The sequence below is a fragment of the Spartinivicinus marinus genome (assembly GCF_026309355.1).
Classification (GTDB): Bacteria; Pseudomonadota; Gammaproteobacteria; order Pseudomonadales; family Zooshikellaceae; genus Spartinivicinus; species Spartinivicinus marinus.
Genome location: NZ_JAPJZK010000001.1, coordinates 2,000,660 through 2,017,541, shown reverse-complemented (window position 1 = coordinate 2,017,541; position 16,882 = coordinate 2,000,660). Strand labels below are relative to the sequence as shown.

General features: G+C 42.3%; 15 protein-coding genes and 1 pseudogene. 11 read left to right on the top strand and 5 right to left on the bottom strand.

Features of this window, described 5'->3' with window-relative positions:
• Positions 1 to 66 precede the first annotated feature (66 nt).
• Positions 67 to 252, bottom strand: a pseudogene (locus tag OQE68_RS30795) (double zinc ribbon domain-containing protein); the annotation flags it as partial.
• A gap of 98 nt (positions 253 to 350) precedes the next feature.
• Here OQE68_RS30795 and bioB point away from each other — a divergent pair.
• From bioB to OQE68_RS09115, 8 genes are all read left to right on the top strand, one after another.
• A complete protein-coding gene (bioB, locus tag OQE68_RS09150) occupies positions 351 to 1,421 on the top strand; it encodes a biotin synthase BioB (RefSeq protein ID WP_180569297.1) in 1,071 nt (356 codons plus the stop codon).
• A gap of 18 nt (positions 1,422 to 1,439) precedes the next feature.
• The gene (gene bioF / locus OQE68_RS09145) at positions 1,440 to 2,630 is read left to right on the top strand and encodes an 8-amino-7-oxononanoate synthase (protein WP_180569298.1); all 1,191 of its coding nucleotides are present in this window, start codon (positions 1,440 to 1,442) and stop codon (positions 2,628 to 2,630) included.
• Between the two features lie 10 nt (positions 2,631 to 2,640).
• Positions 2,641 to 3,390, top strand: a complete 750-nt coding sequence (locus OQE68_RS09140) for an alpha/beta fold hydrolase (RefSeq protein WP_180569299.1) — start codon at positions 2,641 to 2,643, stop codon at positions 3,388 to 3,390.
• Positions 3,390 to 4,322 (top strand): malonyl-ACP O-methyltransferase BioC, encoded by a 933-nt coding sequence (bioC, locus tag OQE68_RS09135; protein WP_180569300.1) that lies wholly within the window; start codon positions 3,390 to 3,392, stop codon positions 4,320 to 4,322. Before OQE68_RS09140 ends, bioC begins: the two co-directional genes overlap by 1 nt.
• On the top strand, positions 4,315 to 4,992 hold the full coding sequence (gene bioD / locus OQE68_RS09130) for a dethiobiotin synthase (RefSeq protein ID WP_180569301.1): 678 nt from the start codon (positions 4,315 to 4,317) through the stop codon (positions 4,990 to 4,992). The genes bioC and bioD overlap by 8 nt, the downstream gene beginning before the upstream one ends.
• A gap of 167 nt (positions 4,993 to 5,159) precedes the next feature.
• Entirely contained in the window at positions 5,160 to 5,396 is a 237-nt protein-coding gene (locus OQE68_RS09125) for a hypothetical protein (protein WP_180569302.1), read from the top strand.
• A 110-nt stretch (positions 5,397 to 5,506) separates the two neighbouring features.
• Complete coding sequence (locus OQE68_RS09120) at positions 5,507 to 6,475, top strand: putative metalloprotease CJM1_0395 family protein (protein WP_180569303.1); 969 nt, start codon at positions 5,507 to 5,509, stop codon at positions 6,473 to 6,475.
• A gap of 305 nt (positions 6,476 to 6,780) precedes the next feature.
• Positions 6,781 to 8,589, top strand: coding sequence for a phenylacyl-CoA dehydrogenase (locus tag OQE68_RS09115; protein WP_180569304.1), 1,809 nt, complete (start codon positions 6,781 to 6,783; stop codon positions 8,587 to 8,589).
• A 132-nt stretch (positions 8,590 to 8,721) separates the two neighbouring features.
• Here the strand turns inward: OQE68_RS09115 and OQE68_RS09110 are convergent, their stop codons facing one another.
• Complete coding sequence (locus tag OQE68_RS09110) at positions 8,722 to 8,967, bottom strand: hypothetical protein (RefSeq protein WP_180569305.1); 246 nt, start codon at positions 8,965 to 8,967, stop codon at positions 8,722 to 8,724.
• Positions 8,968 to 9,077: 110 nt separating this feature from the next.
• Entirely contained in the window at positions 9,078 to 9,671 is a 594-nt protein-coding gene (locus tag OQE68_RS09105) for an acyloxyacyl hydrolase (protein ID WP_180569306.1), read from the bottom strand.
• 196 nt (positions 9,672 to 9,867) lie between these two features.
• Here OQE68_RS09105 and OQE68_RS09100 point away from each other — a divergent pair, with 196 nt between their 5' ends.
• Positions 9,868 to 11,652 (top strand): acyl-CoA dehydrogenase C-terminal domain-containing protein, encoded by a 1,785-nt coding sequence (locus OQE68_RS09100; protein ID WP_180569307.1) that lies wholly within the window; start codon positions 9,868 to 9,870, stop codon positions 11,650 to 11,652.
• 431 nt (positions 11,653 to 12,083) lie between these two features.
• Here the strand turns inward: OQE68_RS09100 and OQE68_RS09095 are convergent, their stop codons facing one another.
• On the bottom strand, positions 12,084 to 13,583 hold the full coding sequence (locus OQE68_RS09095; protein ID WP_180569308.1) for a S8 family peptidase: 1,500 nt from the start codon (positions 13,581 to 13,583) through the stop codon (positions 12,084 to 12,086).
• A gap of 841 nt (positions 13,584 to 14,424) precedes the next feature.
• Entirely contained in the window at positions 14,425 to 14,781 is a 357-nt protein-coding gene (locus OQE68_RS09090) for a hypothetical protein (RefSeq protein ID WP_180569309.1), read from the bottom strand.
• An 878-nt stretch (positions 14,782 to 15,659) separates the two neighbouring features.
• Between OQE68_RS09090 and OQE68_RS09085 the strand changes: the two genes are divergently transcribed.
• Together OQE68_RS09085 and OQE68_RS09080 are read left to right on the top strand one after the other, a co-directional pair.
• Positions 15,660 to 16,190, top strand: a complete 531-nt coding sequence (locus OQE68_RS09085; protein WP_180569310.1) for a DUF805 domain-containing protein — start codon at positions 15,660 to 15,662, stop codon at positions 16,188 to 16,190.
• Positions 16,191 to 16,230: 40 nt separating this feature from the next.
• Positions 16,231 to 16,740 (top strand): DUF4124 domain-containing protein, encoded by a 510-nt coding sequence (locus tag OQE68_RS09080; protein WP_180569311.1) that lies wholly within the window; start codon positions 16,231 to 16,233, stop codon positions 16,738 to 16,740.
• The last annotated feature ends 142 nt before the right edge of the window (positions 16,741 to 16,882 follow it).

Sequence of the window (16,882 nt, the reverse complement as noted above, 5' to 3'; positions counted from 1 at the left end):
AAAACTGTAACAAAAAGCGGGGATGCAGTGATTAAATGTGGGCGGCTGTGAATAACATCGGCCGCATACCATATCTTCTGTTTTGAAAGGTAACGGCTCTGAACAAAGACGACATGGGTGCTTTATCCGTGGTAACTGCTTAATACAGTCTTGGCATAGCCGGTGATATGCATCACATGATGCTTGGCATAGCCAACAAGAGTGTGGTAGCCGTAGATTGTTTTTTATCCATTTGTAAACCTGGTTAATCATTTTGGGTTGACAGATAGTCTCTCCTTTATATTATGTCGTCCATACTGTTCGATACATAAAAGACTAACTCATACAGCCGGTGATGTAGGATAACGAAAATGACTGCCACAGCTTCTAGCGCCAAACTTATACGTCATGACTGGACCTATGACGAAGTTAAAATGCTGTTTGATTTGCCATTTAATGATCTATTGTTTCAGGCGCAAACTATTCATAGGCAATTTTTTGATCCTAATGCAGTGCAAACTAGCACGTTGCTATCAATCAAAACTGGAGCCTGCCCAGAAGACTGTAAATACTGTCCACAAAGTGGCCATTACAACACGGGTTTAGAAAAAGAAAAGCTACTGGCAGTTGAACGAGTGTTAGAAAAAGCCAAAGAAGCCAAGCAAGGCGGCGCAAGCCGTTTTTGTATGGGAGCAGCCTGGAAACACCCTCGTGAAAAAGATATGCCCTATGTGCTGGAAATGGTGAAAGGCGTAAAAGCGTTAGGTTTGGAAACCTGTATGACCTTGGGCATGTTAAAGAAAGATCAGGCAGATCAATTAGCAGAAGCTGGGTTGGATTATTACAACCACAATCTGGATACTTCACCTGAATTCTACGGCAATATTATTACAACTCGTACCTATCAAGACCGCCTTAATACTTTGGGCAATGTGCGTGATGCTGGTATTAAAGTATGCTCTGGCGGCATTATTGGTATGGGCGAAACGTTAACTGATCGCATTGGGCTATTAGCTCAGCTTGCCAATTTGTCTCAACACCCTGAAAGTGTGCCAATTAATATGTTGGTAAAAGTAGAAGGCACACCACTGGAAAACGTCGAAGACTTAGATCCTATCGAGTTTATCAAAACTCTGGCTGTGGCTCGGATTATGATGCCTGCATCCCATGTACGCCTGTCAGCAGGGCGTGAGCAAATGTCTGATGAAATGCAGGCCTTGGCCTTTTTTGCCGGAGCAAACTCTATTTTTTATGGAGAATGCCTGCTTACCACAGCTAATCCAGAAAAGAATAAAGACTTAATGCTGTTTAAGCGACTGGGTATCAAGCCAGAGCAGCGCATTGAAAAGTCAGATGAAGAGCAAACCTCGAATATTTTGCAAGCGATTCAAGACAAGCAAAATAGCGAACTGTTTTACGACGCTGCGCAGCCAAGTCAGTAAGCAGCTGGTGTTGTATAGATGACAGATTGGAGTCGCCTCACCAACCGTTTGGCTCAACGTCAACAGCAGCAGCTAATGCGCCAGCGAAATACGCTCGAAACAGCTCAAAGTGCAAAAATTATCTGCAATGGCGAGAAGCTGCTGAATTTTTGCAGCAATGACTATTTGGGTTTAGCCAATCACCCTAAGGTGGTTGCTGCCTTACAACAAGCGGCTGAGAAATATGGGGTAGGTAGCGGTGCTTCTCATCTAGTAAATGGACATTCGACTCTTCACCACCAGTTGGAAGAGGCCCTGGCAGAGTTTACGGGGCGCCAACGAGCACTATTGTTTTCCACTGGTTATATGGCCAATGTTGGGGTTATTAGCGCCTTAGTTGAAAAAGGCGATCTGGTACTACAAGACAAGCTCAATCATGCATCGTTAATTGATGGTGGCTTATTGTCTGGGGCTCGTTTCACTCGTTATCTCCATAATGATGTAGCCAGCTTAACCAAAAAGCTTCAGCAACATCAGGCAGGTCAACAGCTCATTGTGACTGATGGGGTGTTCAGCATGGATGGTGATATTGCCCCACTAACTGAAATTGCAGCATTAGCCAAACAACATAACGCCTGGCTAATGGTGGATGATGCCCATGGCATCGGCTGTCTTGGGCCAAATGGAGAAGGCGCAGTTGCTGAAGCGGGGCTAAGCACTGATGATGTACCGATTTTAGTAGGCACTTTTGGTAAAGCGTTAGGAACGGCTGGCGCTTTTGTTGCGGGGGATGAGGTGTTAATCGAATCGCTTATTCAGTTTGCTCGGCCTTATATTTATACCACAGCAATGCCTCCCGCAATTGCTGCGGCTACATTAGCCAGTCTCAAATTGGTGCAAACTGAAAGCTGGCGGCGCGAAAAGTTACAGCAGAACATCAGCCAGTTTCGCTCAGGCGCTAGCCAGCTTGGTTTGCAATTAATGGAGTCAACTACGGCGATTCAGCCAATTGTGGTGGGAGATGCCGAAGCAGCCCTAAAGCTTAGTCAACAATTAAAGTCACAAGGTGTCATGGTGACAGCCATTCGACCACCTACAGTGCCAGCGGGGACTGCCCGGCTGAGAATAACCTTATCAGCCAGCCATTCTGAGCAGCAGGTAAATCAGTTGCTGGAGTCGTTAGAGCAAGCCTGCAAACAGTTTAAAGCCACTTCCAGCCAGTTGAATTAGCAGTATGTCAGTGAATTATTCAGCATCATATTCCTTAGCATTAATCCCTGGTTGGTCAATGCCTGCAGCTACCCTTGAATCACTTGCTGACTCTTTATCTGCTGAATGGCCTGTAAAAGTCTTGCAGTGGCCTACTGAACTGGAAGTTTGGCAGCATCAAGAGAGTTTGCTTGATGCGATGGCTGCCCAGTTACCAGAAGGGCCAGTTGTATTGGTGGGCTGGTCACTGGGAGGGCAACTAGCGAGTCTGTTGGCTTTAGCATCATCTACCCTCTCCCAGAGGGGGCAAGTGGTCTTAGTTACCTTGGCGAGTAACCCCTGTTTTGTCGCTAACCAAGATTGGCCTTATGGCATGGACCAACCAACTTTTCATGGTTTCCAGCAAGGCTTTAATCAATTCCCAGCTAAAACCCTAAAAGAGTTTTGCTTGTTGGTAGCAAAAGGGGCAGGTAACTATCGGACTACAGCAAAATTACTCCAGCAATTGCAGCCTCAGGCAGGTTTGAGCAATGAAGTGCTGGCAGAAGGGCTTAAGCTGCTGGCAACTCTCGATACTCGAAACCTGCTACAGCAGTTGACTTGCCCGCAATTGCATTTATTGGGTGCTAAGGATGCTTTAGTGACTCACCAGTTGGTTGAATGGTTTCAAAAGCAAGAAATACCAGTGGATAAGTTGGCCAACTCAGGTCATTACCTAATGGCCAACACAGTCGAGCTGGCCAGTAAAATAAAGCAGTTTGCAATGGGGTGTAATCAGTGATGAAAAGGCTGGATACACTCGACTTTCCGTGGGCTGGGGGAACTGTTGGTGAATATCATCCTGCAACTTATGAAAGCCAGCATTTGGTTGTTGATGAACATGGCATCATTGACAAACAAGCTACCGATAAGCAAGTGGTCAATCAAACAGTTGTTGATAAACAAAAAGTTGCAGCTGCTTTTAGTCAGGCTGCACCCTGTTATGACAGTGCTGCAAAGCTACAGCAACAAGTATTGGAGCAATTGGTTCAGGAGCTGCCGGCTTTGCCGGATCACTCAGTTGTTGTTGATCTCGGCTGCGGTACTGGTAAAGGTTTGCAACAACTAACTCAGCGTTATCCGATGGGGCAGTTATTTGGTTTGGATTTAGCCTATGGGATGTTAGTTCATGCTCGTTCTAGCCAAAATGTTACTGCAAACTGGTGTTGTGGGGACGCAGAGCAATTACCCTTACAAGAAAACAGTATTGATTTAGTTTTCTCCAGTCTAGCAATTCAGTGGTGCCAGTCTTTTCCTAAGCTGCTAAGCCAGATACAACAAGCTTTAAAACCAGGGGGCTACTTTGTATTGAGTACTTTAACGGAAGGTACTTTGGCAGAATTAAGTCAAGCCTGGCAACAGATTGATCGCTATGCTCATGTGAATAAATACCCCAGTGAAAACTGGCATCGCCAACAGATCAACGGCAGTGGTTTTCAGATTGTTCAGGCTAAAAATAAGCAAGAAGTGGCTTATGAGCAAAACCTGAAAGCGATATTGCAGGGGTTAAAAAATATTGGCGCTGGTACTGTTAATGGCAAACGCCGGTCTGGGCTAATGAGCCGCCAACAGTATCGGCAATTAACGAACCAGTATGAAGCTTTCCGGCAGCCTTCAGGCCTACCAGCTACTTATCAAGTTTTTTATTCAATTTTAAAAAAGCCCAATGACTAAACCATTTTTTGTAACCGGCACAGATACTGAAGTAGGCAAAACCCTGATTAGCTGTGGTTTGCTACACAAAGCGAGGCAGCAGGGCCTCAGTACTATTGGACTAAAGCCAGTGGCAGCAGGTTGCAACCAAACAGTAGAGGGTCTGCAAAATGAGGATGCGCTTGGGCTACAGCAGTGCTCCACAGTTAAGCTGCCTTATCAGCAGGTCAACCCTATTGCTTTAGAGCCACCCGTTGCCCCACATATAGCGGCAGCAGAAATAAACAAGCCTATACGTGCCGATAGATTAGTTGGCTATTGCCGAGGGGCTTTAATGCAACCAGCAGACTTTAAGTTAATTGAAGGTGCTGGGGGGTGGCGAGTTCCCCTCAATTACCGAGAAACACTAGCCGATGTAGCTAAGCAGCTTAATTGCCAGGTGATAGTAGTGGTTGGAATGAAGCTAGGCTGTATCAACCATGCGCTATTAACTTATGAAGCAGTCGTTCGAGATGGCTTGACTGTGGCAGGCTGGGTAGCGAATCAAGTACAGCCGGAAATGTCGCATTTAGAAGCTAATATCGAAACCCTTCAGCAAATGCTGCCAACCCCTTGCCTTGGGGTAGTACCTTATCAAGAGCAGCCTACGCCTGAGAGTGTTAGTGCCTATCTAAAGCTGCCGAGTTTGTAGCCTTATTTATAACAAGTACCCTTATTATGAAAAATCCATTTTATCGAGCAGCAGCGGCTTGTGTTTAAATAATCTACAGAGCTATAAGTTTGCTTGGAGTTGGGGGTGGATAAATATCCTACTGCTCCAAAGTTATATAGTATTTCTAAGTGTAGGAGGACTAACCAATGCAAGTAAACTCTGCTTTTGGTGCAGGCTTAGCGGGTATTCAACGGGGTATGCAAGGGTTGCAAGCATCGGCGGAAACCATTGCTGAAGCCAATGCGCGCGATAGTTTTTCCATGAATAAAATTACGGAAGCCATCGTTGATCTAAAGGTAAATAAACATACCGTTGAAGCTTCAGCCAAAGTAATAAAAGCCGCTGATGAAAATATGGGAACCTTGATCGATACGCTAGCGTAATCAGCCTTTATAAAACGACTAAAGCTAAAGCTGACCTATAAGCAGCCGAAAAACATTCTAGAAACAACCTTCTATAAAAGTGGTCAAACCCTCGTAAGAGGTAAATATAAATGCAGGTAGTTACTCCAGTTTTAACTCCAACGGTGGTAACGCCTTTTTCTCCACCGGGTAAACCTTCGGATGCCATTAGCCGGGCAGAAACCGAAGCCACTACCTTTGCGCCTATTGACCAAACCCCTGAGCTTGCTCCCAAGCGAGAAATTGAACAATCTCCTTCCTCTTCTGAAGAACAGGCACGTAACCATCAGCAAGAAATTGTGCAAGCTCAGCAAGAAAGTGAAGAGCAAAGCTCACAACAGGTTCAACAGCAGCCTAATCAACAAATTCAAGAGCAACAACAAGTTCAAGAACAGCAGCAACAACTTGAACAACAACAGCAGGCTCAGCAGGAGCAACAGGACTTAGCTGTTATTAGAGAATTGGCTCGACGTGATCGAGAAGTGCGTGCTCATGAGCAAGCCCACCAGGCGGTGGGTGGTCGGTTTGCGGGAGCAGCCAGTTTTACGCTACAGCGTGGACCTGATGGTGTTGCCTATGCAGTCGGAGGAGAAGTACCGATTGATGCGGGGCCGGTAGCCAATAATCCAGAAGCAACCATCCAAAAAGCCCAAACAATTCGGCGAGCAGCATTGGCGCCTGCACAACCATCTGCCCAAGATCGAGCTGTCGCCGCACAAGCGACTCAGCTAGAGCTACAGGCGCGACAAGATTTGGCCATTCAGCAGCAAGAAGAGGCTGAAATTGCTGAGGCGGAGCGTCAAGCTGATGTAGAGTCAGACGAGGTGACAGCAGAAACCACTACGGCTGAGGCTTCAGAGTCAACGCAAAATAGCGAAGAGACCCAAGCAACAGCGCAGGCCCAATCTACAGCTGCTAACGAAACAACTGCAGCACAGGCTGAAATAGTTGAGCCCCAAACTGAGCTGAACCGCCGAAACCTTGCCATCTATAATGATTTTGTTGAGTTGGCTAGAAGCAGCCAGCAGACAAACCAAACTCCCGTTGATTTAATAGCATAAGTCTCTTACTGCATACCCAATCTTTAGCGAATCTTAAACCTCTTTCTCTATAAATAGTCACAATGTGAAGGCTAGTCTTTAAAAGCACATGTTTTGTCTTCTGTGTGGCTTGCTAGTCAATAAAAATACTATGTAAGAAAAACAATCATGCTTGACAATAGACAAAACTGAACTTATGTTTTAAACAATTGTTTGATTTTATGAGGTTTCGATCACTGAGCCTAATTCAGAGAAGTGGTCACTAAGAAAGCTAAACTATCAATATATCCAGGGTATAACGAGAATAATATTGAGGTGCGTTGACAATGCCAGAGTATAAAGCCCCCTTACGAGATATCCGGTTTGTGCGTGATGAAGTGCTGTCTTACCCAGAACACTACGCAACTTTGCCAGGCTGTGAGGAAGCCACCCCAGATATGGTCAATGCCATTTTGGAAGAAGGCGCTAAATTTTGTGAGCAGGTACTGGCACCTCTAAACCAGGTGGGTGATCAGGAAGGTTGCCAGTTAACTGATGGAGAAGTAAAGACTCCAACTGGTTTTAAAGAAGCCTATCAACAATATGTTGAAGGTGGTTGGCCTTCATTAGCTCATGAACCAGAGTATGGTGGCCAAGGGCTGCCAGAATCACTAGGACTGGTAATGAGTGAGTTGATAGGTGAGTCTAACTGGTCCTGGGGTATGTACCCAGGCCTGAGCCATGGAGCGATGAATACCTTAGCTGAGCATGGTACGGAAGAACAAAAACAGTTGTATTTGACCAAGCTGATTTCAGGTGAGTGGACAGGTACGATGTGTCTTACTGAACCACACTGTGGAACTGATTTAGGTTTGCTTAGAACCAAGGCTGAACCTCAAGCCGATGGTAGCTATAAAATCTCAGGTACCAAAATATTTATTTCTGCTGGTGAGCACGATATGGCAGACAATATTGTGCATATCGTATTGGCAAGACTGCCAGATGCGCCAAGCGGCACTAAAGGTATTTCGTTATTTATCGTGCCGAAGTTCGTACCTAACGAACAAGGCGAGCTTGGCGATCGTAATGAAGTCAGTTGTGGATCGCTAGAGCACAAAATGGGTATTCACGGTAATGCTACTTGTGTAATGAACTTTGATAGTGCCACGGGTTATTTAATCGGGCCGCCTAATAAAGGCTTAAACTGCATGTTTACTTTTATGAATACGGCGCGATTAGGTACTGGTTTACAAGGGTTAGCTCATACTGAAGTGTCCTATCAAGGTGCACTGGCTTACGCCAATGAGCGACTACAAATGCGTTCATTAACGGGGCCGAAATCACCAGATAAACCAGCTGATCCCATTATTGTGCACCCCGATGTACGACGGATGTTGCTTACCATTAAGTCATTTGCTGAAGGTAACCGAGCGCTGGCTTATTATGCCGCGAAATTAGTGGATATAGCTAAACAGGCTGAAAGTGAGGAAGAGCGGGAAGAAGCAGATCAGTTATTGTCTTTCTTAACCCCTATTGCTAAAGCGTTTATGACAGAAGTGGGCTTTGAGGCAGCTAACCATGGGATGCAAGTGTTTGGTGGGCATGGTTATATCAGTGAGTGGGGCATGGAGCAGAATGTTCGCGACTGTCGTATAGCATTAATGTATGAAGGCACAACAGGTATTCAAGCACTGGATTTATTGGGCCGTAAAGTGCTGATGACCCAAGGTGAATCGTTAAAACGCTTTACCAAAATAGTGTATAAATTCTGTAAGGCCAATGAAGAAAATGAGGCTATAAAAGAGTTTGTTGAACCACTAGCGGCACTTAATAAAGAGTGGGGTGAGCTAACCATGAAAATTGGAATGGCTGCCATGCAGAATAGAGATGAGGTCGGGGCCGCAGCCTATGACTACTTAATGTATTCTGGTTACGCCTGCTTAGCTTATTTCTGGGCAGAAATGGCAAAAGTAGCCAGTGAAAAGCTGGCGGCGGGCACCACTGAAGAAAGCTTTTACCAAGGTAAATTGAAAACTGCGCAGTTTTATTTCCAGCGGATTTTGCCTCGCACACTAACACATAAAACTACTATATTGTCAGGTGCTGACAATATAATGGCAATAGAAACGTCAGAGTTTGGTGAAGTATTAATGTAATTACCTTTAATAGTAAGAGTTATTTATTTGTGAAATCAAAAGTTTATATATCGTAAAAGGTATAGAAGGTTTTAGCAGCGATGATTTGCCCGTAGGTCACTACGGGCTTTTTTTATTATGTCTGTTAAAAAACTAGCCTTCATCGAGTATTGCAAAAGTGGCAAAGGTGGCGATTAATAATAAGCAAACTATAGCAGGTAGTGAATTTATTTGGGTGAGAAAGCCTCCCAGTATCAACCAGTAAATAGCGAGTCGTTGTTTTTTATTTTGGTAAGTATCGGTAAATAGCCGACGGTAGAAGTGTTTTGCGTCAGGTGTTTTATTACGCATCCAGCTGGGAAGCAACTTAGTGCATAGCCACTGAAAAATAAACTTCATAATTACTGCAACAGTGATTGAATCGGCTGGTTGGCTAAGACTGATAGTCAGCTAGCTGAGTAGACTTGATGGATAAACCCCAAAAATTATATTGAGCAAGCTGAATCCAGCTAAAACCAGAAGCTGAGGTGTAACTGTTGAAAATCGATTCCGTCATTGTCACTGGTAATACCTGCATTCGAATAGTGAATATAGCGATAGCCTAGCTCAAACTGTTGCTGGCTGCCAAGTTGCAGCCCTAAACCGATACGGTCTTCAAATTGGAAGTTGTTGCCAAGGTCTACGGCAGTAGTAGCTTTTGCTACGATGCGTGAATGGGTTAACAAGGTTGCCCCTACCCCAATTTCGACATAGGGGGTAAAGGTGTTCCATAAAGGCTGTCTAGGCTTAATTCTAAATACTGGGCTAAATGAGATACCAGTAGTAGACCCATTACCTTCGGCAGACAGGTTATCCTGATGGTTAAGTTGGTTTTCCCAATAAAAGAGGCTTAAATCATAGTAACCAGAAAGCAGCCAATTAGACCCTTGTAACCAGTCCTGTTGCCAGTCCCAAAGTAATGAAAGCCGATAACTGTCCATATCTGCGTTTGAATTGGTTTCTGGTCCGGTACTAACAGCTATGCCATTAATAAAGTTATCGGCAGCACAATAGCTGTAACTAAAAAAGCTTAAGATAAAAATACTCAAAAATTTTATGGGCATCTTATTTGTGTCCTTACATCTGATTTGTTCCATTATGGGATTGGCAGTTAATTATAGATTTAAATGAGTAGTTTACCTTTAGAAAGAATATCAAAGAATCAAAAACTAATTAGTCAAATTATGGTGTAACAGGCAGGTTATGTTTGATTTATTATTGATATATCCTGATTAAAAAAACAAGCGGAGGGCCACAGTCATGGCTGAGTATCAAGCACCAATCACAGATATGCAATTTGTGCTGTATGACGTATTTAAAGCAGATCAACTGTGGTCTCAATGGGAGTCACTGGCTGAGTTGGTTGAGCGTGAAACTGCCGATGCCATTTTAGAAGAGGCAGGTAAATTAGCTACAAACCTATTAGCACCCATCAACCGGTCTGGTGATGAAGAAGGGGTTAAATGGGATGATGGTAAAGTAACTACTCCTTCTGGTTTTATAGAGGCGCATCGTACTTATGCAGAGGGTGGTTGGGTAGGACTTTCTGGTAACCCCGAGTATGGTGGTATGGGAATGCCTAAAATGCTGGCGGTGCAAGTGGAAGAAATGGGGTACAGCGCTAATAACTCATTTATGTTGTACCAAACCCTGTCATCAGGTGCTTGCCTTGCTATAGATAAGCATGCCACTGAAGAATTAAAAACTACCTATCTGGAAAAAATTTACAGTGGCGAATGGTCTGGTTCAATGTGTTTAACAGAGCCTCATGCTGGTACTGATTTAGGCATTATTCGTACTAAAGCAGAGCCTCAGGCTGACGGCAGCTTTTTAATAACTGGCACCAAAATTTTTATTACCGGTGGCGAGCATGATTTAACAGGCAATATCATTCATTTAGTTTTAGCAAAATTACCTGATGCACCAGCGGGCTCAAAAGGGATTTCATTATTTTTAGTGCCTAAAATAATGGTGAACGAAGATGGCTCTTTAGGTGAGAGAAATGCCGTACATTGTGGGTCAATTGAGCATAAAATGGGGATTAAAGCATCCTCAACTTGTGTGATGAACTTTGATGGTGCCAAAGGTTATTTAGTTGGTGAAGAAAATCGTGGTCTGGTTTGTATGTTCACCATGATGAACTATGAAAGACTATCGATTGGTATTCAGGGTTTAGGCTGCTCTGAAATGTCATATCAGAAAGCACTGTCCTATGCCAAAGAGCGTATTCAAGGTAAAGCGGTTATTGATGGTAAACGCTCTGATCAAGCTGCAGACCCGATTATTGGACATGCTGATGTACGGCGAATGTTGCTTAATATCAAAGCGATGACTGAGGCAGGCAGGGCATTTTCAACTTATGTAGCCATGCAATTAGATATTGCTAAATATTCAACTGATGCTGCTACTAAGGCAGCAGCTGAAAAGCTGGTAGCATTACTAACTCCGATCACTAAAGCATTTTTCACTGATATCGGGCTAGATAATTGTGTATTAGGTCAACAAGTATACGGTGGGCATGGTTACATTAGAGAATGGGGGCAAGAGCAGCTGGTACGAGATGTGAGAATTGCTCAAATTTATGAGGGTACTAATGGTATTCAAGCACTTGATTTGATGGGCAGAAAAGTAGTGCATAACAAGGGTGAGTTTTTTAATTGTTTTGCTGAAGAAGTAAAAGCTTTTATCAATAGTGAAAAAAATAATACTGCATTAATTAAGTATATTGAGCCATTAGATAGAGCATTAAATAACCTGGTGGAATTAACGAACTGGATTATTGAGCAGGCGGCAAATGATGTTAACGAAGTTGGGGCCGCATCTGTTGAATATCTTCATGTATTTGGTTATACCGCATACAGCTATATGTGGGCGCTGATGGTGAAGACGGCACTTGAGAAAAAAACTGAGGGAGAATTTTCACAAAGTAAGTTGTTAACAGCTAACTACTTTAATCAGCGATTATTACCCAGGGTATATGGGCTGGCAGAGGCTATCCGATCTGGTTGTGGGCCGATGTATGAGTTTGGAGAAGAGCACTTTTAGAAATGCGCTTAATGGTCGAGTTTGAGCGATAAATTGTTGCGCGAATGAGAGTTGGAAGAGAGTTGGAAGAGAGTTGTAAGATATTTCTTACGACAATTGGCGTGTATATCTGATTGAGAGTTTTCTATTTTAAGCTACCATAGCAGCCAGTTTTCTTTGCCCGTAGCAACAGGGATGTTGTTTAGGACGTGGATTAAAGAAAGCGGATTTCTTATGGAGTAGGGTCTGGTAAGATACTCCCCCCGCTATTAACTATAGCGGGGGTTTTTTTATGGGCTGTCTGAAGTAAATTATGCAGCTAGTAGAGTGTATAATATGGTTTTGGCTAAACCCCATTCACTACATAAAGAATGAGGCATTATCAGTTAAATTGTTATTTTGAGTCGAGTTGATCAGTCAAGGTGATAGTGGTTGACATTTAGGCACGTATGTTAAATACAAACCCAGCGCCAATCCCATGTATCAAAGTAACAGTTACCACCAGTACCACCTGAGCCTGGTTCAGTTTCAGTACTTCTCACTAATGATTTAGCTTTTTTCACAGCAGCATACGCATCAATAATGCCTGCTCCACAACCATAGCTATGGCATTTGCTGTTATTTGGAAAATCTCTGGCAGTATCAGTTAAAATAGACTTCACTTGGCTTGGGGTAATATCAGGATTAACTGAGTACATTAATGCTACTACACCTGCCACATGGGGAGCAGCCATACTTGTTCCCTGATAAAACTCATAGTTATCTGAACCTGGGCGATCATCGCCACTATTTAAAGTAGATAAAATGCCTTGGGATTTGTCTTCCCAAACTAACTCGTTATCACTGTTTCGATAGTTTGTTTCACCACCTGGAGCTGCTACAGTGACTTTGCTGCCATAGTTAGAGTACCAGGATTTATTGCCATCGCGATTGGTAGCGGCAACATTGATAACGTCTGGACAGTTACCTGGCGATGCATTTGCGGCATTCATGCTTTCATTTCCGGCAGCAACTACTACTGTGACGCCTTTTTCGACAATATCTTCAATGGTATATCGATAGGTTGAAGAGCAACGACCATAACCCCCTAAACTTAAATTAATGACTTGAGCTGGATAACTGTTAGTAGGAACTCCCTGTACTTTAAAACCAGCAGCCCAACGCATACCATCAGTAATATCTGAGGTATAACCGCCGCACTTACCTAACACACGAACAGGTAGTATTTTAGCGTTCCAAGCAACGCCAGAAACTCCGCTGCCATTATTAGATGTGGCTGCTATGGTGCCTGCCACATGAGTTCCGTGCCATGAGCTTGTGGTATCTCTTGAGGGACTATTGAAACCACATTCACCTGCACGAGCAGCATCTCCTGGGTCATATTCATTACTATCTCTGCCGCTGCCGTCGTTAGCATTATCACTGTCAGATATAAAATCATAACCAGATACTAAATTGGCTCTTAGGTCGGCATGAGGGCGAACGCCAGTATCAACAACAGCTATAACAACATCTTTGCTGCCAGTGGAAATATTCCAGGCTTTTGGTAAATTGATGCCACCAGTTGAATCATGATAATTCCATTGCTCACTAAAACGAGAGTCATTAGGGACTTGTTGTTTGGTCATTATATAATCAGGTTCAGCATACATCACATGACTTTTATTACTAAGCTCCTTGGCTATTTTTTCAGCTGTTGCTAGATCAACTGACTCTCCAATTTTATATACTTGTGCGCCAGTACTCGTACGACGTAAATGCTTTAATGGTTTTCCTGCGACCATAAGAGGTCTGTTTAAATTTACATCAGCTACAGAAGAGCCGTTACTTTGCACTTTTTTATATTTAATTATGATTCTATCAGTGGCTGGTGCAATATCAGCTAGAGAGGTTGCACCATAAGTCGCTAACAGTGACGCAGAAACAACAGCAAACAATTTCTTAGGGTTCATTTACTCACTCCTTATAATAATTTTCTTCAACCTGTATGCTCGTGACGAAAAATTTTTGGCAAGCACGTCAAATAATGAATTTCAGTCAACATTTTTTCGAAAACTGAAAAAACGCAACTACTAGCTTTCCTAAATTAAACTTCTACGTCTTGAGTATTTATTTGTTGTATTTTTGTTATACCAGGCGGGAAGTAGCGCTAACAGCTGTAAACTTAAACTCTCCCCTGAATACAAGTTACGTCGATTATACGGCTACCTTACTGCACAAGCTCTCTTTTGAGGCATAGATAGTATTCTTTGTATTCATTATTGTTATTATGATGGCCCCGAATAAGAGTTAATTAAAAATTGATCAATGTCAAATTATTTTATTGAATATCATTAGTCTTATTTTGTTAGTGTTAGTACGATTGTTTGACATGGTAACTACGGTTTTTTTAGTCATTTTTTATACTCTAGGTTTTGTGTATCGAATTAAAGATGACTACAGTTGTTGTTTTTATCGTAAGCAAAAGCTAGGCCAGCTCAGAAGTGAAAAAAAGCTGCTCTTTTAGTATTTGAGTGCTTGTTTTTGATGCAGGTGCTTTAATTTGGTGGCGCAGCTTTTTATACAAAAGTTGTAGTTTGGCTGGTGGTTGTAATGATTGTTGAAAGTAGGCAGTTAACTCTCAAAAAAATACCGGTTAACATCTTAGTAAGTAGAATTGTTAGTCTGTAAGATTTTGCTGTTGTTGAGCTCTTCGCCCTAGGTATAGCATATTTTATATGCGTTAGAGTGAGCTGTGATTGGCTGTGTAGTTAATAGTAAATAATTCGATGTTATGAATTCTGTAGCTAAAAACTAATTTGCAGATTTGCTGCCTAACAGTTTCATCGAAATTATTCCTGCAGCCAAGATCTTAATAAAATTTTCTTGTTTTTTTATTTTTTTCTTTGGTGGAGTGCTTAGGTCCTGTTTTTTTGCTGGAGCTGATGTGTTGAAAATAAATAAGTCATTTGTATTGTATGATTGCTCTTCTTGTATCCGATAGGGGGGCATATGCATCGTAAGAAGTGGCACTTTCATTGGGCTGAAAAAATAATAATTTGAAAATATTTTGGGGTACGGAGTATCCAGATTAACAAGATAAGTAGGAATGGCTTGAACAGTCGTTGGTAAAAAAATAACTGCTATAACTAAAGTATGCAACAACTTCACTGCGCTCTCCTGACGGTTAAGAAAAAGAAGCCCTGCAGGAGCAGGGCAAAAGTCGTTAGGAAGTAGGTCACAGAATATAACGCAAAGCCCGTTCCAGCTTAGAAAAATGGTTTAATTTGAAGTAGTTAACATGTTTTGTGTAGTTTGCATCCTAATGGTTGTTAATTAGGCTGACAATGAGCAATTAATCCAATTGATTGTTTATGTACTGGTTTCATTTTTTTTACAGTAAAATTTAATGGCAGTAATACTAAAATTTTTTGTTGGAGTACTGCTGTTGAGGTTAATTTGAATTCGAACAGGCGTACTTGTATTTGCTGTTAAAATATACAACAAATACTTTATACTAATTTGAACTGGTTATCTTTTTATGTGGGGGATTTATATTATCCTTCTTCTCAGCGTAGTTTAATTATTTAAGTGGTTTATTATTGAATTTATTGTTTGCTATTTAATTCTACTGATATTTGATCAATAGTGCTTGAAGGGTTACCTAAGAAAGGTTCTTATGATTAATCACCCTCAGTGGATGTCACTCGATATTGATAATACTCGATATTGATAATGTTGTAGGAAAGCAAACAGTTACTGAAAAAAATAAGGCACTGAAAAAACAAGGTTATTTTAACTTGGTCTGGTACCGAGGGTGATAACTACTTTGGTGCAGATCCAAGGTGGAAATAGTTCCCTAAACCTAGCGTTGATGTTAGCTGCCTCTTCGGGGGCAGCACTTTTTTTAGTTAGGTTTACTTAAGCTCCCTATTGTAAGCTTTGTTACCTCCCCACTGAAGCTGTTCACAAAACAGCCTGAATCTTGTCAACATATACTTTTTGCTTGCATAAGATAGTAGCTTGTTAAAGTAGAAGGTATTTGTTGAGTGTTTAGCAATAAGCAACAAGTTATTTCTGGGGACCCCCTTGTAGAAGCGCAAGATTATGCAAAAGCCAGATGGTTTTCTGTTAAAGGGCGACTAGGGCGGGCAAGGTTTGCTTGCTACTTTCTATTGGTAGTTCTGCCTATCCTCATAGCTATTGATGTACTACAGCTTTTGGCAAAAACTCATCAGCCAGGTCTGCTGGATAACCTAATGCGAGAATCCTATATTCCTTGGGTGATTATTGCTGTTGCGGTTGTTGCTATTTTACCGTTAGTGATTCAGCGTTTACATGATTTTGGCTGGCCAGCTTGGCTTAGTGTAGGGTTGGTTGTTCCCTTTGTTAACTTGCTAGTGCTGGTCCATTTGTTTATTGGAGCAGGGCAAAAACAGCCAAATCGCTATGGAGCGCCACCAAGGCCAAACTCTCCAGCTATTTGGATGTTGTTAGGTTTCTTACTGGGTACACCATTTCTTTATTTCTATAAAATCTTCAAAACTTACCTATTATTTTTATTAATCGCGATATACTAACTGTGCATACGTATAGCCAATATGAAGGGTTTTCTAGGGGATGATAACAACAAACCCAAAAGTCATTCGTAAAGGGTATAAAGCTAGATATATTGATGAGTTAGGAATAATGAAAGTTGGTCGGATTATTAGTTTAATGTTGTTATTGGTTGCTGTGCCAGCCATGTCAGAGCTGTATAAGTGGGTAGATAAGCAAGGGAATGTTCATTACAGTGATAAGCCGCCTGTTAATGCTCAGCAGCAAACAGAAAAAGTGGAAGTTAAGGTACAGAATACCGACTTTAACTACTTAGATGAAAATGCTAAACGTAAACAACAACAGATTAACAGAAATCGGTCTATTCAAAAGCAGCAGCAGGATCAGCAACAGGCCAAGAAAAAAGAGAATCCACGCAAGAAAGCCTGCCAAAGTGCCAAACAACGCTTAAGTAAACTGCAAGGTAGAGTGGTGTTTGTGGATAAAAAGGGCAAGGAGCTGAAAGTCACTGAAAAAGAAAGACAGCAACGAGCCAAGGTTCTAGAGCAGCAGATTAAAAAGTATTGTAAATAAAATGTTTCGCCCTTTTTGAGGCTGTCGCTAGTTTGCTACAGCAAGACTAGCGACAGCTGCATTCATTGAAATAGAAGTGCTGGCTGTTCTGTGTAACGGTGGCTTTAAAGTAACTTCACCCTCACCCTGAGGGAGAGGGTGC

Bases quoted from the DNA above. Each gene is read 5' to 3' on its own strand.
- OQE68_RS09125 (WP_180569302.1), top strand. From the start codon at position 5,160: ATGCAAGTAAACTCTGCTTTTGGTGCAGGCTTAGCGGGTATTCAACGG.
- OQE68_RS09105 (WP_180569306.1), bottom strand. From the start codon at position 9,671: ATGCCCATAAAATTTTTGAGTATTTTTATCTTAAGCTTTTTTAGTTAC.
- bioD (WP_180569301.1), top strand. From the start codon at position 4,315: ATGACTAAACCATTTTTTGTAACCGGCACAGATACTGAAGTAGGCAAA.
- OQE68_RS09120 (WP_180569303.1), top strand. From the start codon at position 5,507: ATGCAGGTAGTTACTCCAGTTTTAACTCCAACGGTGGTAACGCCTTTT.
- OQE68_RS09115 (WP_180569304.1), top strand. From the start codon at position 6,781: ATGCCAGAGTATAAAGCCCCCTTACGAGATATCCGGTTTGTGCGTGAT.
- OQE68_RS09080 (WP_180569311.1), top strand. From the start codon at position 16,231: ATGATAACAACAAACCCAAAAGTCATTCGTAAAGGGTATAAAGCTAGA.
- OQE68_RS09095 (WP_180569308.1), bottom strand. From the start codon at position 13,583: ATGAACCCTAAGAAATTGTTTGCTGTTGTTTCTGCGTCACTGTTAGCG.
- bioB (WP_180569297.1), top strand. From the start codon at position 351: ATGACTGCCACAGCTTCTAGCGCCAAACTTATACGTCATGACTGGACC.
- OQE68_RS09100 (WP_180569307.1), top strand. From the start codon at position 9,868: ATGGCTGAGTATCAAGCACCAATCACAGATATGCAATTTGTGCTGTAT.
- bioC (WP_180569300.1), top strand. From the start codon at position 3,390: ATGAAAAGGCTGGATACACTCGACTTTCCGTGGGCTGGGGGAACTGTT.
- bioF (WP_180569298.1), top strand. From the start codon at position 1,440: ATGACAGATTGGAGTCGCCTCACCAACCGTTTGGCTCAACGTCAACAG.
- OQE68_RS09110 (WP_180569305.1), bottom strand. From the start codon at position 8,967: ATGAAGTTTATTTTTCAGTGGCTATGCACTAAGTTGCTTCCCAGCTGG.